Genomic DNA, 18,974 nt, shown 5'->3' on the forward strand with positions numbered 1-18,974 from the left:
AACGTCCTCGATGTCTGCCTGCCCGGTCAGAGCCGTGCGCCTGCGCGCCGAAAATCAAGCCGATGTCGGACAAACTCAAAAAGAATAGGGCCGGATGAAAGACTGGCGCGGTTGACGGGGCTCGAACCCGCGACCCCCGGCGTGACAGGCCGGTACTCTAACCAACTGAGCTACAACCGCTCACTGCCCGTCCAAGGATGCCCTCGAACGTCTGGATCTAATATGGTGCGCCCTGCCCCCCGTCAAGCGAACAAATGCACGAAGCGGACGGAATTCAGGATGGCTTGGCCAGCGCGCTCAGGTCGGACCAGTGTACCGGCACCGATCGGACCGGATGGCCCAGGACCGTCACGTCACGGACCGCCCCTTCGCGCCCGCCCATCCTGGCATAGACTGCGCGGGCAGAGCCGTTGTCCGCAAAAACACAGAGCCACATTCCCTCGAACCCCTGCGCCAGCAAGTCCCGCGCGGCGTGCGCCATCAGCGCGCGTCCAACGCCCTGACCGCGTGCGGTTGCCGCGATATGCAGGCTTTCCAGCAGCGGTCCTTCGGGATCGTCAAGATGGATCAGGCAAAACCCCAGCAGGCCGGATCGGCCTTCGGCTACGCGCACAAGGCTGCGCTGGCCCGGAAGGCTGGCCCATGCCCGCCCCATCTTCGCATCAAGTGGATCACCCAGTAAGGTGGCAGGCAACTGATCGCGATAATCGTGGCGCCAGTTGGATAGATGCAATGCCGCGATATGTGGAAGATCGGTTTCTTTGGCCGGGCGGATCAACATGGCACCCTGACTGCCATGCCCTTACCGGTCGGGCAAGGGGATGAACTCCCGATCGTCCCCAGGCGGCAGGCGAAAGCGGCCATGCGCCCAGTCCCCCGCGCGCCATGCTTCCTTGGCCGCGTCGATGCGTTCCTGCGAAGAGGCGACGAAATTCCACCAGATATAGCGCGGGCCATTGAGTGTCTCACCGCCCAGCAGCATCAGCCGCGCACCCGCGTGACCGGCCGTCAGGCTGATCCGGTCGCCGGGACGAAAGACCATCATCCGGCCCGCCTCATAGGTCTCTCCCGCCACGGTGACGGCGCCGTCGACCACATAGACGCCTCGGTCCTCGTGATCGTCGGGCAGTGGGATCGAGACCCCGGGCTTGAGCACCGCATCGGCATAAAACAGTTCCGAGGCGACCTGAACGGGGGCGCGTTCGCCATAGGCCGAGCCGAGGATGAGGCGCACCTCTTTGCCCTCACCCTCCATGAACGGCAGCGCCTCTTTTGGCTGATGCTCGAAATAGGCGGCATCGTCTTCGTTGCGCTCCGGAAGGGCGACCCAGGTCTGGATCCCGAAAAAGGGCATGGGATCGGTCTGTGTCTCGTCATCGGTACGCTCGGAATGGGTGATGCCGTGGCCTGCGACCATCCAGTTCACGGCACCCGGTTCGATCCAGCTGTCGGTGCCAAGGCTGTCACGGTGATGCATGCGACCGCGATAGAGATAGCTGATCGTCGCCAACCCGATATGGGGATGGGGGCGCACATCCATGCCGCGCGTCGGCAGGAACTCTGCCGGGCCCATTTGATCGAAGAAGATAAACGGCCCGACCATCTGGCGCTTGGGCGCGGGCAAGGCGCGGCGCACCTCAAATCCCCCCAGATCGCGGGCACGCGGGATAATCACGGTTTCGATGGCATCCACAGCGTCACCTTTGGGGCAATCGGGATCAAGGGCGGGGTTCCAGCTCATATCCGGTCTCCTGAAATTGGGGGCCCCTTTTAAATAGGGCGCATCGATCCGGTCACAAATCGCTGTGGGCGGGCAGGATCTGTGCATGATTGCACATTGTGCAAAGGGGCCGCCAGCAACCGGCAAGGACCGCACCTTATGCGGACAACAGGACTGCCCAGAAGGTCAAGTGGTTTGCCGCGCGTGTTACGGCGATGCGTTGAAGGTGCCGCTCAGTCCACGCGGAACGCCGCGCTGAACTTTGTCAGGTTGCCGAGCCTCGTCCGGGGAACAACGTGCTGCACATCCCGGTCCGATGCGCCTTGTTCAAGATGCGAGACGTGCGCGGATTTGGCTGGGCGCAGATTAGAACATGTGGTTGTGTCCATCCTCTCGGCATTCAGGACCTCGGCGACGCCACCTTGGCGGATGTCAGAAAGCCGATCGCCGACGGGGGCGCCGCCCCCTCTGGCCTAACCGCCCGGCAAAATGTCCAACAGACCGCGCTGGCCAAATGTGGCGCCGCGATCCGCGCCGAAATCGAGCCGCACGCCCAGCCCGATATAGGATTCCGATCCACCCAGCCCCATCAGATTTGCATCCACATTGCCAAACTCGGCATAGTAATTTGCAAAACCCGGTGTCTGATACTCAACCCCAACGCTCAGCCGTGTCAGATCCGCCCCAAGGTCAAAGCTGGCCCGGTCAAATCCGGCGTTCAGTGCGATCTGATCGTTGACGTTATAGGCGAGATCGAAACCGAAGACATCGCCATCAACCCCGTCGTCATCGCCGGTCGAGAAATAGACCTCTGCCCCGACGGCGTTACTGAAATCGAACCCGGCCTCGACACCGAAGAAATCCGCGTCTCCGCTGCCGATGTCGTCACGTGTATAGAACGCACCGAACGAGGTCGTCTCGTTCAGGTGGAAAGTTCCGTGCAGCGACACATTCGTGCCGGTTTCATCCTGCGCATCAAAATTATACGAACCCAGATCCAGTTGCAGTCCGAAATGGCGGTTGAACCCAAGCTCGGCCTGTCCCCGCAGCGCGGTGCGCGAGACATCCGTGTCGTCCGTAAAGGCAGAATAGCCCAAATCGATCGACCCGCCGGTCAGTTCCACCGCGCCGGCATGTCCGACACACAGATAAAACGCGCAGAACGCGCCTGCTGTTGCTTTTCTCATTGATCCTGCTCCGCCATCCGCATGCGCCAGTTGATCTGACGCTATATAGCACCGATCTAGCACGGGATTGATTCACGGTGAATCCAACGGGATAGCACAAAGACCGAGTGTTGCAGGCCCGCCACAAATGTCTGACCGAAGGACATCCGGGGCGCATGTCGGCCCACGCCCCCTCGCCTGGCGGCGGGATCGCCGATGCGATGATCGAACGCCCTTGTCCAAAGGACACGGAGCAGGTAGCTGGTCCCCCGAAAACCATCCGACGGATCATGGTTGTTTGGTTGAGCGGACTGAGCCCCGAACCCCAGCGCCACAGACCTGCGGTATAGATCAAAGCAGCGACAGGAGATGAGATGACCCACCCGCCGATCTGGTTCCTGCGACATGGGCAAACCGAATGGAACGCGGTGCGCCGCATTCAGGGTCAGATGGAATCGTGCCTCAGCGATCAGGGCCGGTGGCATGCGGGTGAGCAGGCGCGCGTCATGGCAAGCCTGCTGGAAACCGAACCGGACTGCCTTGTGTCGCCGTTGGCCCGCGCCCGTGAAACTGCTGAGATTGCGCTGGGCACCTACCCCATTCAGGTCGACCCGCGTTTGATGGAGATCCATGCCGGAGACTGGCAGGGACTATACTATGATGACGTTCTGGCCCGCTGGCCGGATCTGGTGAATGACCAGATGACCGCGCTCGAGCTTTTTGCCCATGCACCGGGCGGAGAGGGTATGTCGGCCTTCCGCGCGCGTGTCGAAGAGGTCCTTTCGGGTTTGACCCGCCCGACGGTTCTGGTCGCGCATGGGCTCTGGGGGCAAGTGGCGCGGGCGAAGCTGCGCGGGCTGAGCGAAGCCGAGATGCAGCGCCTCGACAACCTGCAAGGCGTTGTCTACGCCCTGGAAAACGGGCAGGAAACGGTGCTGCGCGCGCCGCTCTAAGGGTGTCGGTCAACCCGTCGCGCCGACGCGGAGCAGTTCCCGTCGTGATTGGGCAGGCGCATGGGAAGGTGCGTCACTTCGGTTCTGCGACCCCGCCCCGGCAGGATGGTTTCAAAGGCGGGAGAAGGCAGATCGACCTCATGCAAGGGGCTGTAAAGGCTGCCTCGGCCATTCCACAGAGCCAATCGGCGCCTTACCCAACCGAGGCACAAGCGGGCTGGCCGCAATCGCCGCGTCGATCAACAATATCAACCAATGCGCCAAAGGATCGGGAGGGCCAATGCAATACCGAACGGCGTGGCACTGGTGGACCGGATGCTTCTCGCCCGCCGCCACCCGATGCCCGAAAGGGACGCCGCAGCTGATGGAGCGGGATGGCGCGCGCAACACCACACTCACCGGACATTCGTCAATCCCCGCGAGGCGCGGGCCCGATATTGGCACCGACCAACGGAGATGACATCTGCCAGATACATCTGACCGGCGGCGGCAAGCCAATGGCATCTGACCCCCTTGCACGTCCTGCGCCGCTTTTGTAAACGCTGAGCGCGCCGGGTCGTTAGCTCAGTTGGTAGAGCGCTTCGTTTACACCGAAGATGTCGGGAGTTCGAGCCTCTCACGACCCACCATCCTATCCCTTTGATACTGAACCACTACCGGCTGGCGCCGGTAGGATCGGCAATGTGCTGCTCCAGGTACTGAAGTACGATGTCTTCCATTATGGCAGACAGTTGTGCCGATGACGACTGCGCCGATTCCTGCGAACACCTGCGTCCAGGTCTCGCCCGCACCGCCGATCCCAGAAAGGCCTTTGATGGCATGGAATCCGGCGACACCAGCGGGCAGTGCATAAAGCGCTCCAAGCGCGAAGCGGACCGGCGTTGAACGAATGGTGGCGAACGCGATCTGGCCGAGGATGAGCGTGGCGGCACCGACCAAAAACGCCGCCGCAAGTGAGCCGAGGAGCCCGGGCTCAGCGGTGTAAACATAGTGCCCGACGGTGACGGCCACAAAGAAAGGCAGTGCTTAGACGGCGAGGGTGAACAGCACCCAGCACAGAAAACCGAGGCCGAAGAGGCTCAATATGGCGGACACAAACATAGGCGGTCTCCTTCATGAGGTGACTGCGCCTCCACATCCGCCACGGCGCAGCCTGAGTATAGCAATATTGTCCGGCGCCGGAATACTGCAGCACCGGATTACGTGATGGGCGGGCCGAACACAGGCGTCCCGATCCGTCGATGCTGACAAAGGTGCCAGAAATGGTGCGCTCTTCTTCCTCGAACCGGACTGGCCGATCCTGCAACGCCTCCATCGCCGTTTCGATCTCGCCAAGCCGTTCGTCCACCTCTTCAGGAAGGTCGTCGGCCTCGGCGTAGTCGTCCTCAAGCTTCTGGTACTCGGCCTTGAGTGCTTCGTAACTCTTCTGCTCTTCGTCGCTCATGGGTTCGGCGTCGCCGACGATCCGGCCCATGCCGTAGGTGTGGCCGTAAGGAAAGTCGGTGCCGACCTCGACCCATTTCCAGCCTTCGGCCTGGATCGTCTCAGCATCCTCGCGGAGTTGTTCCGCGACCATCGTTTCGAGCAGCGCGGCGTGCCGGGTTGAGCGCGCTTCTCGACGAGATGGTTCTCGGCCCGGTCCGGATCCTGCGCGACTATCTCAAATCACTGACCTACATCGGGCCGCTCCGCGACATACCCAGCCGTGGCTACCGTCCACGCCTATCGCCTGACGAGTCCCGCTGGGCACAGGGCCTTGCTGCCTGGGACGTGTTGCACAACCAGAGCACGGAGCACCTACTTGAAAGCGTGAATGACTGGCTCTCCTCCGATCTGAAGCTGAGGACCGGCTACCAGCTGCAGCAAACGGTCTTCAAGCAGGTCCCCAACACCAGCCGGTTCCACCAACTCTTCCAACGGGGCATCGATGAAGATGACCTTGGCGACCTGCAGGAACTCTACGCTTCGTTGAAGACCGTAAAGGAGTTCCGGTTGCTCGATCTGAACAAAGGGGTGCTGGTTGCCCCAAGCGACGTTGGCGTGGGCATTTCTCAGATGGTGCCTGTCGTTGTCGCGTGCCTGATGGATCCTGACGGCCTGATCGCGATCGAGCAGCCCGAGCTGCATATTCACCCGGCCATCCAAGTCGGACTTGGTGATCTCTTCATCGAAGCGACGCAAGGCCCACAGCCGGCAGTTGGTCCCGAGCGCAGCCTTTTGATCGAGACGCACAGCGAGCACATAATGTTGCGGTTGCTGCGTCGCGTGAGGGAGCAGACGGAGAATGAGATACCGCCAGGCGTTCTCGGTCTCACTGCCGACGATTTGTCCGTTGTCTATGTGGAGAATTCGGTTGATGGGGTCCGCTTCCGTCCTCTCCGAGTGAGTCCCGATGGTGATTTCGCAGACCGATGCGCAGCAACTACGGAGCCGGTTTTCTGCAAACTCAACAGTTTACACCCGTGTTGGATCTGCGGTTCGGGTTGATGCCAACGGCAACGTTGATCTCTTTTGACCCGAGAGCCCGAGCGGCATTGTAATTGTGGGAAAGGTGTTTGATTTCGGTCCCTTTTGGGAAAACGCCACCAACGTCGAAGTGCTCAGCCGCTCTTCGGAAAACGGCATTGGGGTCAGACACTTACAACCTGAACACCAAACAGACGCAGTTATCAGGCCCAGAGAATATCGGCCCTGAGAGACCACTTCCGGGCCCCTCGGCGCAGGGGCAGTGCTCAGCCCCATCCGCATAACCCTCGAAAACAAAGGAAAAATCCGGCCGCAGCCGGATCGGGAGAATGCTTTCGCGGGGGCAAGTGGCGGAGCGACAGGGATTCGAACCCTGGAGACGGTCTCCCGCCTACACACTTTCCAGGCGTGCGCCTTCGACCACTCGGCCACCGCTCCGTGCGGGCGACTTTTGCAAGATCGGCTGGCGCATTGCAAGGCGCAAAACGCGGGGGGCCATTAATCGTCGATATGCAGATAGATACGGCGGTTCTGACGGCCCTTTTTCTCCATCTTGCCGATACGCAGCTTGCCGATTTCGGCAGTGGTGCGGACATGGGTGCCACCGCAAGGTTGCAGATCGACCTGATCGCTCCCCTGCCCGATCCGGACCAGGCGCACGCGGCCTGCGCCGCGTGGCGGCGCGACCGACATCGTCTTGATCAGCTCGGGCTGGGCGGCAAGCTCGGCATCGGTGATCCAGGCCTCGCTGACCGGCAGATCGCGCGCGACCAGCGTTCTGAGGCTGGCCTCCAGCGCGTCGCGGTCAACCACCGCTTCGGGCATGTCGAAATCGAGCCGACCCTTGCCAGCCGAGATCGACCCGCCTGTCACCGGCAATGGGATGGCGACAGACAACAGGTGAAGCGCGGTATGCACCCGCATATGGGTAAAGCGGCGGTCCCAGTCGATCTGCTGGGTAACCTCCGCCCCGATGGGGGGCAGTTCGCTGGCACCGCCCGGTACCAGCGCGATGGCACCGTGGTCGGCCTTGACGGCGGTGGCAATGGGCAAGGTCCCGCCAGCCCAGGTGAGTTGCCCGCTGTCACCGGGCTGACCGCCGGAGGTTGCATAAAAGAGGCTTTGGTCCAGAACGATGCCGCCCTCGGCCGTGTGCGCGCACACTCGGGCCTTTGCGTCGCGTCTGTAGGCATCGGCCAGAAACAAAGGTTCGGTCATGTCTCTTGCTCTCCTCCGTTGCCGGTGCTCAGCGCCTCGGGGTTGCGCAGCCAGATATCGCGCTGTGCAAAGGGCACCTCGATCCCGGCTTCGGTGAACCGCTTGGCAATCTCGTGGTTCATGTCGGATTTCACCGACAACACCCAGTTCACGTCGCGCAGGATGGCGCGGATCTCGAACTCCAGCGCATCGGCGCCAAAGCCCCGAAAGAACACACTGGGCGGGGGTGCGGCCAGGACCATCGGATGGCTTTCGGCGACCTCGCGCAGGATCTTCTCCACCTGTCGGGTGTCGGTGCCATAAGCGACACCCACCGGAACGATCGCGCGCCCGATGGTGTTGCCGCGGGTGAAATTGGTCACCGTACCGCTGACGAAATCGGCATTGGGCACAATGACATCGGTGCGGTCGAACGTCTCGATCCGGGTCGAGCGCACAGAGATCGAGCGCACATAGCCCATGTTTCCGTTGACCTCGATCCAGTCGCCCTCGGCGATCGGCCGTTCGATCAGCAGGATTATCCCCGACACAAAATTCGACACGATGTTCTGCAGGCCAAAGCCGATCCCAACCGACAAAGCCCCCGCGACAATAGCCAGCGAACTGAGGTCGATCCCCGCCCCGGTGATCGCGACCAAAGCAGCAAGGAAGATGCCGACATAGCCGGTGCCCGACACGATGGCGTTCTGTCCGCCTGTATCAAGCCGGGTCTTGGGCAAGAGCGAGGATTTGAGCGCACCCTGAAACAGCCGCGTGATGGCAAAGCCGATGGCAAAGATCAGCACGAAAGACAGAAAATCCGTGGGAGAGATGCGGGTTTCGCCCAGTTGGAAGCCTGCGTTGAAGATCGCCCAAAGCTCCCACAGCTCGCTGACACGCACACCCCAGATCAACGCCAGGATCGGCAGCGACAGCAGCACCAGCAAAAACCCGATGAGGACCGGTACCAGCGCCTCACGCCCGGCCTCGCCGCGTTTGGACAGCAATCCATAGAGATCGGCAAAAAAGCGTTGCAGCACCGCCACGAAGCCAAACAGCGCCAGGGACAGGATCGATGGGTAGAGGATCGCATCCCCCAGCCGCGCATAGCCTATCCCCGACAGCACCGGCGTGATCAGCGCCACCAGGATCGAGGCCTGACCCATCCATTTCAGGATACGCGCGAAACCGGACGACAGGTCACCTGACGTGCCCTCGGGGTCGGTGTCGGTCAAACGCGGTGCGGCCAACAGGATCTGACCAAAGCGGAACAGGATCAGCGCCGCCACCAGCATCACCGGATAAGTGACCACGGCGACGGCCGTCTCGCTGGCGTTTTCGATATCCAGCAGCACAGCCAACGCGCCCCGCAACACAAACAGAGCGGCAAGGAACGTCCCGTAAAAGCGCAATTCGCTGCGACGCTCGGGCGCGAACGGGATCAGCGCGTCATCATCGCGTTTGGAGAACAGCCGCTCACAGAGCCAGCGCAGAATCAGCAGAACCGCACCCCACGCGGGGATGTTTTCGACCAACTGCGCACTGCGCAGGCCCACCAGGCCCGTGGCAAAGGCCGCACTGGTCAGACAATACAGCCCCAGAACCGGAAGTCCGATCCGGCCCAGCGACATGGCAAGGGTCCACACGCCGGTTCCGCGCCCACCCAGCCTGCGCAGGGCGTTGCCGGCGATATCGGCCCAGCGCCGCCCCCGCGCCAACAGGATGGCGCCAATGGCCGTCAGCACCAGGATCAGCGGCAGATTGCCCTGCAACTCGGCGCGCTGCACATCGCTGTTCCAGGTGCGGCGCAATTCACTGCGCAGCGACCGGCTGCCATCGGCAACCTCGGTCCAGGCTTCGGGCCAATGGATCGGGTTCAAGGGCGAAGCTCCAAGCTGCAAAAGCTCGTTCGCGCGCCGGTCCGAAATCACCCGGTCGATTTCGCGCACCAGACCTTCGGCGCGGTTATAAGCCGCCTCGGCGGTCAGGCCGGGCGCACGCAGATCCTGCAACTGACGGTTCAGCGCCGCACGCCGGTCGGCGATCTCCGCAAGCTCGTCACCGCTTTCGGGCGCGGGGCCCAACGCCTCGATCTGCGATTGCAACGTGGTGATCCGCGCTGCATTGGCCGAACTCGCTTCAAGAAACTGCTCGCGAAACCCCACCAGTTCGCGGCGCACCGCTTCGAGCGCAGTGTCTGACGCGCGCCCGGCGTCAATCGCCCCTTCGGCCCGGTCGGCCAGCGTTTCCCAGGCCTCATAATCCGGCGTGACGGAGCCGCCGGTTTGCGCAGCCACCGCCGGTGCAATCAGGATAAAGACCGCGGCGATCAGGCTGTAAACACCGGCAAGACGGGACATCATACGTCCTCGAACACACCAGGTATGCTGGCCGGTGCCGCGGTCATCCAATCGGGCACGGGCAGCTCTTTTTCCCGAAGGAAATCAGGGTTGAAGAGTTTCGACTGATACCGCGTGCCATAGTCGCACAGGATCGTGACGATGGTGTGGCCCGGCCCCAGATCGCGCGCCAGACGCACGGCGCCCGCGATATTGATGCCCGAGGAGCCGCCCAGAACCAGCCCCTCTTCGCGCAGAAGGTCAAAGACATAAGGCAGCGCCTCGGTATCGGTGATCTGATAGTTGAAATCGGGCGTCAGACCTTCGAGGTTCTTGGTGATGCGCACCTGGCCGATGCCTTCGGCGATGGAGCCGCCCTCCATCTTGATCTCGCCGGTTGTATAATATGAGTAGAGCCCCGCTCCCATCGGGTCGGCAAGTCCGATCTTGACGCCCTTTGGCTGAAGCGCCTCGGCCACCCCGGCCAGCGTACCACCCGACCCGCAGGCGCAGATGAAGCCGTCGACCTTTCCGTCCAATTGTTCCCAGATCTCGGGGCCGGTCGTCTCGACATGGGCCTGGCGGTTGGCGACATTGTCGAACTGGTTGGCCCAGATCGCGCCATTGGGCTCGGAGGCGTTCAGCTCACGGGCCAGACGCTCGGAATAGCGCACAAAGTTGTTGGGATTGCGATACGGCGCCGCCGGCACCTGGACCAGCTCGGCCCCGGCCAGACGCAGCATGTCCTTTTTCTCTTCTGACTGGGTCTCGGGAATAACGATGACCGTGCGAAACCCCATCGACGCCCCCACCAGCGCCAGCCCGATCCCGGTGTTGCCGGCCGTGCCCTCGACGATAGTGCCGCCGGGTTCCAGATCGCCGCGCGCCACCGCATCGCGGATGATGTAAAGTGCTGCGCGATCCTTGACCGACTGGCCGGGATTCATGAATTCGGCCTTGCCCAGGATCTCGCACCCGGTCTCCTCGCTCACCTTGCGCAGCTTGATCAGCGGCGTGTTTCCGACGGCCTCGGCCAAATCCCGTGCGATGCGCATGATAATCCCTCACTGGCGTGTTCGGATCAGGTGTATCCCCGCACCGGTGCGACCTCAAGCCGTCCCGCGCAACCGGTTGCGATGCAGCATCAGCCAGAGGGCCGCCGTTATAAGCGGCGTGTCGCGAAACCGATGCGTGCGCAGCCCCTCCTCCAGCTCGGCACAGGGCATTTCGTGGATCAGGATATCCTCTCCCTCCCCCGCCAGACCGCCGCCGCCGCTTCGCGTCCCAAAATCGGCCAGCCCGATATAGATCGACACGAACTCCGTCGAAGAGCCTGTGGACGAATAGCTGGCGCTGACCAGCTCTAATCGATCCGGGGTCACACCTGCCTCTTCCTGGCTTTCGCGGAAGGCCGCCTGTTCGGCACTTTCGCCCGGATCGACAAAACCAGAGACCGGCTCGATGACCCAGGGCGACGGATCACCATTGGCAAAAACATTCGGTCGAAACTGCTCTGTCAGCAAAACAGTATCGCGTACCGGATCATAGGGCAGCACGGTGACCGCATCGCCCACGAAAAATACCTCACGCGACAGAACCTCACTGGTCGCGCCATCAAATCTCGGATGGGTCAAATGCAGATGATCCAGCGCAAAGAAATGCGAGTGAACCCGCGTGCGCGACAGAACCGCGATCCGGTCGGCACCGGCGCGGTGATCCGGTGAGGGGCCACGCGCCCCGGCCATTTTCCGGGCGTTGTTGCGGCGGCGGATCATCGGCAGACGCCCGGCCAGATCCTCCGCGCTCCAGATACCAAAAGCGTCCATCGCTTCGCGAGCGGATAGGCAGCTTAACGCGGCCCAATCCTTCTCCCAGTCTTGCAGCGAGAATGGCCTGCCCTTGGCCCATCGACCTGCCTGCGGAACATAGACCGAAACCGGTTCTTCGCCCTCTGACGTATGGGCGGTCCGCTGCTGCACGTCATAGGCAAACCCGCCCTCATAGTAATCGAGCCGCGCGGTGTCCTCGTCCGTGACATTGCGCAGGATGAGCCCCTGTGCCTGCGCCCCTGGCTCCTGCGCGATCAACGGAAAGACCTGATCCTTGACCCAATAGCAGGCGTGATCCGGCAGAACCGCCTCGACCAGATCCAGCCCGGATCGCGAGCGGTCCAACACAGTCTCGAGCAACGCCACATGTCGCAACGTGCCATAGAAAAACAGGGATTTCAGCGCCATATGCGCGACACATGTTCGGTGATCAGACCCGAGGCGAGCGCGCCAATGGCCAGTGTGATCAGGACGTTGGGAACAGCAATGATCACCGCATAGTCATAGCCGATCTCAAAGATGGCAATGATCGCCTCGAACGGGCCGTCATAGCGGTTGCGCATCGCCAGCCGGACCATCTCCACACAGCCCTGCACAAAGAGCGCCCAGAAGACCAGAACCGCGACGCCCGTTATGCCGTTGTTGATGCCGGGGGTCAGGCCGCGCCCGGCCCGCGGGCCCATCACCTTCCAACCCACCACGGCGCCGATCGCCATGTTGACCAGCGTGAAATAGCCAAAGTCCTTGCCCTCTTCAAAAAGCGGTATGATCTGGCCGGAGACGACAAAAGCCAGCACCGCAAGGCAAGTCGCGGCGATCAGGCTCGATGCGTTGGGCATGATGGTCAAAAACGGACCCCCGGCTGGCCCGTTATCCGGGTCGGGAAATGGTAATCTGCGTCACGTCGCAATTTCCACTCTGAAAGGTCGACGCGCAAGAGGTGAGATAAAAATTCCACATCCGGCGGAACCGGTCGTCAAAGCCGAGCTCGGCCACCTGGTCCCATTTCTCGTTGAAGGTCTCATGCCAGCGGCGCAGCGTCAGATCATAGCTGGAGCCGAACTCAACCGACTTGACCACCGCCAAACCGGCCCGTTCGACATTCTGGCGCAGCACCTTGGGACTGGGCAGCATGCCGCCGGGAAAGATGTATTTCTGGATGAAATCCACGCCGCGCTTATAAACATGCCACCGACGGTCGGCGACGGTGATGATCTGCAAGGTCGCCGTCTTGCCGGGTTTGAGCCGGTCCCGTACGGTCTCGAAATAGGTGGGCCAGTACTTTTCGCCGACAGCCTCGAACATCTCGATCGAGGCGATGCCATCATAGGTGCCACGCTCGTCCCGGTAGTCCTGGAGCTTGACATCTACCTTGTCGGAAAGCCCTGCCTTTTCAATACGCTCACGGGCATACTTGAACTGCTCTTCGCTGATTGTCAGCCCAGTCACGCGCATACCGCGTTCCTTGGCGGCGTATTCGGCGAACCCGCCCCAGCCGCAGCCGATCTCCAGAATGTGATCGCCCGGCTTAGCGCCCATTTCATCAATCATGGAGGCGTATTTGGCAGCCTGCGCCCGCTCCATGCTTTCCTGGCCGGTTCTGAACAGCGCTGAGGAATAGGTCATGGTGTCATCCAGCCAGAGCGCATAGAACGCGTTGCCCAGATCGTAATGATACGAGATGTTCTTGCGGGCCTGCGTCTTGTGATTGCGCTGCAACCAGAACCGCAACTGCTCATATTTGCGCACCAATCCCATGCCAGGAAACCCGTCATAGATCGCCTCGTTATCGGCATGAATCAGATCCATGAAGGCCTGCAAGTCGGGGCTGGACCAGTCGCCGTCCAGATACGCGTCGCAAAATCCCAGATCGCCCTCACGGATCAGCCGGGCAAAGACATCGGGGTTGTGAATGTCCATTTCCGCGACCGGGCCAGGGCTCTTGCCTTCGGCGCGAAAGACGCGCCCATCGGGCAGCGCCATATCCAGGCGCCCGTATTGCATATGTTCGGCCATGTCGAACACACGGGTGAAGTATCGCGGCAGGTTTTTTTGCCCGTCGGTCGAGGTCAGGATCATGCGATCTCTCTGTTCTTTGCGCTCGTCGTAACGCTAGGCGGACAGGGAAGGAGCGGCAAGTGATGCCGTTCAAATTTATCAGAAATTTCGTGTTTCATAGGCATCCAACGCCCGTTTGCGCCCCACGTCGGCAGCGACGATGGGATCGGGGTACGGATCGGACGGCGCCATCGCCCAATGGCGCGGGATCGCCTCGAAATAACTCAGCCCGGCTTCGGAAGGGTTTGCGAGACCTTCGGCCAGCCAGTGGCGTACATACGCCCGGTCGGGATCGAATTTGTCGAGCTGCGTGACCGGGTTGAAGACCCGGAAATAGGGCGTGGCGTCCGGGCCGGAGCCTGCCGACCACTGCCAGCCCATGGCATTGGAGGCCGGGTCCCAGTCGATCAGGCAATCCTCGAACCACTTCAGACCGATCCGCCAATGCGACATCAGGTGTTTGGTCAGATATGAAGCCACGATCATCCGCCCGCGATTGTGCATGCGACCCGTCACATACATCTCGCGCATTGCCGCATCGACGAACCGGATGCCGGTGCGGCCCCGCGTCCACGCGATCACCTCTGGGGTCTGCTCATCGGTGTTCCACGGAAAGCCGTCCCAATCCTGTTTCCAGTTGCCGTCAAGGATCCGGGGCGTGTGGTGCATCAGGTGATAGGCGAACTCGCGCCAGACAAGCTCCTTGAGAAACGTCTCGGCGCCGCCCTTGCCTTCGTCGCGTGCGCGCAGCCCCGCATGCCAGCAGCGGTGCGGGCTGATCTCACCCAGCGCCAGGTTTTCCGACAGACCCGAGGTGCCGTCCCGGTCGGGCCGGTCCCGGTCGGTGTCATAGCGCGCGACGATCCGGTCAATGAAATGATCCAGACGGTCGGTCGCCGCTGCCTCGCCCAGCCGAACATAGGGCCGGACCACCCGCGCGCCCCGGTCCATCGCCGCACCCATCCGCCAGTCGTCCAGATCCTCGCTGGCGGGCCAGGCCTGTGGCGCCGGGATCGATCCTGGCCGCGGCACCGGCGGCTCAACCGCGTGGTTGCGGACCGATTTCCAGAACGGCGTGTAGACTTTATAAAAGCCGCCCGTCTTGGTCTGGACCGTCCAGGGCTCAAACATCAGATGACCCCCAAAGGATCTTGCCTCGACACCGGCCGCTTTGAGTGTGGCTTTGACCTCCGTGTCGCGGGCAACGCTGCCCGGATCGTAAAGGCGCGACCAATAGACCGCCCCTGCCCCGGTCTCGGCGATCAGCGCTTTGAGGACATTCAGCGCCTGCCCCCGCCGCAGGACCAGACGGCTGCCCGCCCCTGCCAGCGTCCGGCCCAGATGCTCCACCCCCAGCCCAAGGCGCCATCTGGGAGCGGCCCCCAACCCTTCGGCAAGATCGTCTAGGATAAAGACCGGAAGAACCGGGCGCCCCGTCTGGCATGCGGCACTGAGCGCGGGATGGTCAGACAGGCGCAGATCGCGCCTGTACCACAGGATAATCGGGGAGGTCGTGTCGGTCATATCCGCTCGTCTTGCCGCTGGGTCGGCGTTCTGCCGTTTGGGTGCAACTGGCTCACTTTGCGGCTATGGCAAGGGCGGCACCGCCAGTTCCTGCCGCAGGTCGCTTCCAGATCACACGAGACCCGCACGCCCGGTCAAAGCCGTGCAGTGGCGCGAGAGCCGATCACCAAACGGGATTGGGACAAAATCAGCCGTGTCCGATGGCCGGGCACCTAAAGCACGTCATCGAGCGCATTGAGCAACTGATCCACTTCGGCGCGGGTGGTGTAATGCACGAAACTCAGCCGCAGAACCCCTGCCTCCGCATCGACACCCATCGCGTCCAGCGGGCGTTGCGCGTAGAAATCCCCGCCCCCGCACATGATCCCGCGCGCGGCTAGTTCAGCCGCCACCGGTTCAGCCGGCCGGTTCAGCGACAGGGCAACAGTCGGCGCCCGCCGGGCGGCATCGGACGGTCCGATCAGGCGCACCGCGTTGCGCGATTTGACTGCATCGAGCAACGGTTGCAAGAGCGCCACCTCATGCGCACGCATCAGATCATGGGTCAGCGCGCCGCGCCCTTTGGCGTCCAGGTCGCCACCCCCATGATGCACAGCCAGCGCGTCGATATAATCCGCCATGCCCGCGCTCGCCGCGATCTGGGCGTGATCCGGACCGGCCGGCGTGAACCGCTTGGACAGAGAGCCTGCGTTAAAGTGATGCCCCTGGTTGGGCAAGAGCTCTCCCAGAGGGCGGCGGATCACCATGCAGCCCTGATGCGGGCCATATGTCTTGTAGGCCGAGAAGAGGTAGATATCCGCCCCCAGACGTCCGATATTGGGCAACCCGTGCGGCGCATATGAGACGCCATCGACGCAAACAAAGGCACCCGCCGCATGGGCAATCGCCGTGATCTCGATCACCGGATTGATCTCTCCCACCACGTTGGAGCAATGCGGGAAACACACCAGCCGCACCTTTTCGTCCAGCAACCCTTCGAGTGTTTCGGGGTCGAGACGCCCCGTCTCTGGATCTATCTGCCATTCTCGGATCTCAATTCCGTCCTCGGCCAGACGCCGCCAGGGACCGGAATTGGCCTCGTGATCCTGATTGGTCACGATGATCGCCTCGCCCGGATCCATCCACTGCCGGAACGCCTGCGCCAGAACATAGGTGTTCTGTGTCGTCGACGGGCCGAAAGACAGCTCATCCGCGGTCACACCCAGAATGGCTGACAGACGGGTGCGGGCCTCGTCCATCTCGGCGCCCGCCAGACGGCTGGCCTCATACGGGCCGTAAGGTTGCACCTTGCGCTGCGTGTAATAGCGGGTCAGCCGGTCGATCACGGGCTCGCAGGTATAAGAGCCACCGGCATTCTCAAAAAACGCCTGGCCTTGCAACGAAGGCTCGGCAAAAGCCGGAAACTGGCGGCGGACGAAGTCGATATCAAGTGTCATGGCGCGCACTGAATCGCAAATCCACAATCCTTGCAAGGCCCCAGATATCGGACCGATTCGGCCTCGATGTGTCGGTCTTGAGCAAAAAACATGCGAAAACGACCCGCAAAGTTGTATTCTTGCTGTCACACTTTCTCAAACCGCCAAAAAATATGCGGGTCACTTGGGCCGGGCGCTGCCTGCCAGGTTCCATACAAAAAAGGACAGGGAAAAAATGCCAGTGAAAGATCCATTTACCGATCTGGAGATCAAGAAAGCCCCGTCGGGGTTCTACGAAGGCTACAGCCTGCCGATTGCGCTGAAATCAAAGATCATCATGGTGTCGCTGGTTCTGTGGGCGATCATCTTTCCGGTCAGCGCCAATGGCACGCTGGACAGTTGGAACTGGGCGCTGCTTCAGGGGTTCAACACATTCTACATCATTTCGGTGGGGATCTTTGCGTTCTTCCTGATCGCTCTGGCCATTCTGCCCACCGGCAAACGCAAGCTGGGCGGACCGGAAACAAGACCTGAGTTTTCCAACTTTTCGTGGTTTTCGATGATGTTCGGCGCGGGCCTGGGCGTGGGTCTGATGGTGTTCGCGACAGCCGAGCCGCTTGGCCTTTGGGGGTCCAACCCCTTGGTGGTGAGCGGTGACGTGCAAGCCAACAGCCCCGAGGCGCTGCAATCGGCCTATCGCTATACCTTCCTGCACTACGGGTTTCACGCCTGGGCGATCTATGTGATCACCGGGCTCAGCCTGGCCTATTACGCCTATACCCGCGACATGCCGCTCACGATCCGCTCGGCGCTGACGCCGCTTTTGGGCAAGATGGCCAACGGGTTTGTCGGCCATGTGGTTGACGTTCTGGGCGTTGTTGCGACGATCCTGGGTGTCTCGGTCACCATCGGCTTTGGTGTCAGCCAGTTCGTCGACGGTGTCTATGCGGTCAGCGGGATGGAATGGCTGATGGGTGATGTCGAAGGCGACGCAGTCCCGACCCCGTCAACGGTGGGCCTGCTGGTTGCCCTGGCGGTGATCATGTTCCTGTCGATCCTGTCTGCGGTGTCGGGCGTTGGGCGCGGGATCAAGTATCTGTCGAACCTCAATCTGGTGCTTTCGATCATCCTGCTGATGACCTTCGTGATCTGGGGCAGTTTCGCCTTTGCCATGACCACATATGGCACCGCGCTGGCCGATTACATCCTCCAGTTCTTCGCGCTCAGTTTTCAAGCCCATAACCCGCTCAGCGAGGCGGAGTTTGCCGCCAGCCTGCCCGCCGCCGCCGCCCCGCTGGCGTCCGAGCTTTATGGCGGGGCCACCAATGCCTGGGGCTCTCTTACAGGCTTCCAAGGCGGTCTGGAGGGGGCTGCGGCGGCGCTCCCGCCCGAGGCGCAGGTCGCGGCCTATCAGGCCGGGACAGAAGGTCGCCTGTTTGGCTGGCAATCGGGCTGGACCACCTTCTATTGGGCTTGGTGGATCGCGTTCTCGCCCTTTGTGGGCCTGTTCCTGGCGCGTATCTCCAAGGGACGCACGGTGCGGGAGTTCATCCTTGGCTGCATGTTCGCCCCGGCGCTGGTCTGCTTTGCCTGGATGACGATCCTGGGCGGCACCGCGATTGACCTGGAGCTTTCGGGCGTGGCCGATGGTGCGATTATCGCGGCATCGAACACCAACAAGCTCTTTGTCACGCTAGGCTTTATGATCGAGGGCGGGTTCTTGTCCGCGATCACGGTGATGTGCGTCGTGCTGATCATGACATTCCTGGTGACCTCGGCGGATTCGGGCATCCTGGTGATGAACACCATCATGTCGGGCGGCGAACAGGAAACCGGCATCAAGCATCGCATTATCTGGGGTATGATTATGACCGGCGTGATCGGCGGGCTGATCATCGCCGGGGCCTCGGGCCAGGGCGCCGATCCGCTGGCCAGCCTTCAGGATGCGATGATCATCGGCGCGCTGCCCTTCACGGTGGTGATGGTGCTGATGGTGATCTCGCTGATCAAGGCGATGTTCAACGATGGCCGCCGAGAAAGGGTCGACGCAGGCGCCGAGCAACCGGCGGAGTAGACGCGCCGCTTTAGGGTCTGTTGAGATTCACTTTGAGTTGAGCAGTGCTGCGCAAGCGTTGATGATTGCTGCGAAGCTGAGGTCGGTTTTGTCGGTTCGCAAGGCGATCCGTCGGAAGTCTTTCAGATCGCAAAAGAAATTCTCGACCAGATGTCGCCATTTGTACATTTCCTCATCAATGTGCAACGGCGCCTTGCGCTGCGGCCTCTGGGAAATCCAGATGGCCGTCGCCG

The 18,974-nt window shown here is 61.8% G+C and carries 15 protein-coding genes, 3 tRNA genes and 1 pseudogene; 4 read left to right on the forward strand and 15 right to left on the reverse strand.

The annotated features are described in order from the left end of the window. Window positions 1-103: 103 nt before the first annotated feature. The 4 genes from HEP69_RS06935 to HEP69_RS06950 all read right to left on the reverse strand — a co-directional run bounded on the left by HEP69_RS06935 (window position 104) and on the right by HEP69_RS06950 (window position 2,907). Window positions 104-180, reverse strand: a tRNA-Asp gene (locus HEP69_RS06935). 94 nt (window positions 181-274) lie between these two features. After that, window positions 275-781, reverse strand: coding sequence for a GNAT family N-acetyltransferase (locus HEP69_RS06940; RefSeq protein ID WP_290557830.1), 507 nt, complete (start codon window positions 779-781; stop codon window positions 275-277). Between the two features lie 21 nt (window positions 782-802). Beyond that, window positions 803-1,741 carry a pirin family protein gene (locus tag HEP69_RS06945; protein ID WP_290557831.1) on the reverse strand — a complete coding sequence of 313 codons (939 nt, stop codon included), beginning with the start codon at window positions 1,739-1,741 and terminating at the stop codon, window positions 803-805. A gap of 452 nt (window positions 1,742-2,193) precedes the next feature. Then, window positions 2,194-2,907 carry a hypothetical protein gene (locus tag HEP69_RS06950; RefSeq protein ID WP_290557832.1) on the reverse strand — a complete coding sequence of 238 codons (714 nt, stop codon included), beginning with the start codon at window positions 2,905-2,907 and terminating at the stop codon, window positions 2,194-2,196. Between the two features lie 353 nt (window positions 2,908-3,260). Here HEP69_RS06950 and HEP69_RS06955 point away from each other — a divergent pair, with 353 nt between their 5' ends. Together HEP69_RS06955 and HEP69_RS06960 are read left to right on the forward strand one after the other, a co-directional pair. Continuing rightward, window positions 3,261-3,839, forward strand: a complete 579-nt coding sequence (locus HEP69_RS06955) for a histidine phosphatase family protein (RefSeq protein ID WP_290557833.1) — start codon at window positions 3,261-3,263, stop codon at window positions 3,837-3,839. Between the two features lie 553 nt (window positions 3,840-4,392). Next, window positions 4,393-4,468 (forward strand) — tRNA-Val (locus tag HEP69_RS06960). Between the two features lie 344 nt (window positions 4,469-4,812). On the opposite strand, the gene HEP69_RS06965 is transcribed toward HEP69_RS06960, so the two are convergent. After that, window positions 4,813-5,415 (reverse strand): hypothetical protein, encoded by a 603-nt coding sequence (locus HEP69_RS06965; protein WP_290557834.1) that lies wholly within the window; start codon window positions 5,413-5,415, stop codon window positions 4,813-4,815. A 26-nt stretch (window positions 5,416-5,441) separates the two neighbouring features. Here HEP69_RS06965 and HEP69_RS06970 point away from each other — a divergent pair, with 26 nt between their 5' ends. Continuing rightward, entirely contained in the window at window positions 5,442-6,326 is an 885-nt protein-coding gene (locus HEP69_RS06970; RefSeq protein ID WP_290557835.1) for an AAA family ATPase, read from the forward strand. 327 nt (window positions 6,327-6,653) lie between these two features. Here HEP69_RS06970 and HEP69_RS06975 read toward each other — a convergent pair. From HEP69_RS06975 to HEP69_RS07015, 9 genes are all read right to left on the reverse strand, one after another. Beyond that, window positions 6,654-6,743 (reverse strand) — tRNA-Ser (locus tag HEP69_RS06975). 60 nt (window positions 6,744-6,803) lie between these two features. Next, the gene (locus HEP69_RS06980; RefSeq protein ID WP_290557836.1) at window positions 6,804-7,523 is read right to left on the reverse strand and encodes an alanyl-tRNA editing protein; all 720 of its coding nucleotides are present in this window, start codon (window positions 7,521-7,523) and stop codon (window positions 6,804-6,806) included. Then, window positions 7,520-9,862, reverse strand: coding sequence for a DUF3772 domain-containing protein (locus HEP69_RS06985; protein WP_290557837.1), 2,343 nt, complete (start codon window positions 9,860-9,862; stop codon window positions 7,520-7,522). Before HEP69_RS06985 ends, HEP69_RS06980 begins: the two co-directional genes overlap by 4 nt. Beyond that, window positions 9,862-10,896, reverse strand: a complete 1,035-nt coding sequence (locus HEP69_RS06990; protein ID WP_290557838.1) for a cysteine synthase A — start codon at window positions 10,894-10,896, stop codon at window positions 9,862-9,864. Before HEP69_RS06990 ends, HEP69_RS06985 begins: the two co-directional genes overlap by 1 nt. 54 nt (window positions 10,897-10,950) lie before the next feature. Further along, window positions 10,951-12,078: an NUDIX domain-containing protein gene (locus HEP69_RS06995; protein WP_290557839.1), complete on the reverse strand. Its 1,128-nt coding sequence runs from the start codon at window positions 12,076-12,078 to the stop codon at window positions 10,951-10,953. Beyond that, a complete protein-coding gene (locus tag HEP69_RS07000; protein ID WP_290557844.1) occupies window positions 12,069-12,509 on the reverse strand; it encodes a TrgA family protein in 441 nt (146 codons plus the stop codon). Before HEP69_RS07000 ends, HEP69_RS06995 begins: the two co-directional genes overlap by 10 nt. 31 nt (window positions 12,510-12,540) lie before the next feature. Then, complete coding sequence (locus HEP69_RS07005; RefSeq protein ID WP_290557840.1) at window positions 12,541-13,749, reverse strand: cyclopropane-fatty-acyl-phospholipid synthase family protein; 1,209 nt, start codon at window positions 13,747-13,749, stop codon at window positions 12,541-12,543. 78 nt (window positions 13,750-13,827) lie between these two features. Next, window positions 13,828-15,252 (reverse strand): deoxyribodipyrimidine photo-lyase, encoded by a 1,425-nt coding sequence (locus HEP69_RS07010; RefSeq protein WP_290557841.1) that lies wholly within the window; start codon window positions 15,250-15,252, stop codon window positions 13,828-13,830. 212 nt (window positions 15,253-15,464) lie between these two features. Next, window positions 15,465-16,688, reverse strand: coding sequence for an aminotransferase class V-fold PLP-dependent enzyme (locus HEP69_RS07015; RefSeq protein WP_290557842.1), 1,224 nt, complete (start codon window positions 16,686-16,688; stop codon window positions 15,465-15,467). Between the two features lie 214 nt (window positions 16,689-16,902). Here HEP69_RS07015 and HEP69_RS07020 point away from each other — a divergent pair, with 214 nt between their 5' ends. Further along, entirely contained in the window at window positions 16,903-18,741 is a 1,839-nt protein-coding gene (locus HEP69_RS07020; RefSeq protein ID WP_290557843.1) for a BCCT family transporter, read from the forward strand. A 27-nt stretch (window positions 18,742-18,768) separates the two neighbouring features. Here the strand turns inward: HEP69_RS07020 and HEP69_RS07025 are convergent. After that, a pseudogene (locus tag HEP69_RS07025) lies at window positions 18,769-18,974 on the reverse strand (IS5/IS1182 family transposase); the annotation flags it as partial.

Source organism: Aestuariivita sp. (assembly GCF_021404545.1).
In the GTDB taxonomy this organism is placed as follows: domain Bacteria; phylum Pseudomonadota; class Alphaproteobacteria; order Rhodobacterales; family Rhodobacteraceae; genus Aestuariivita.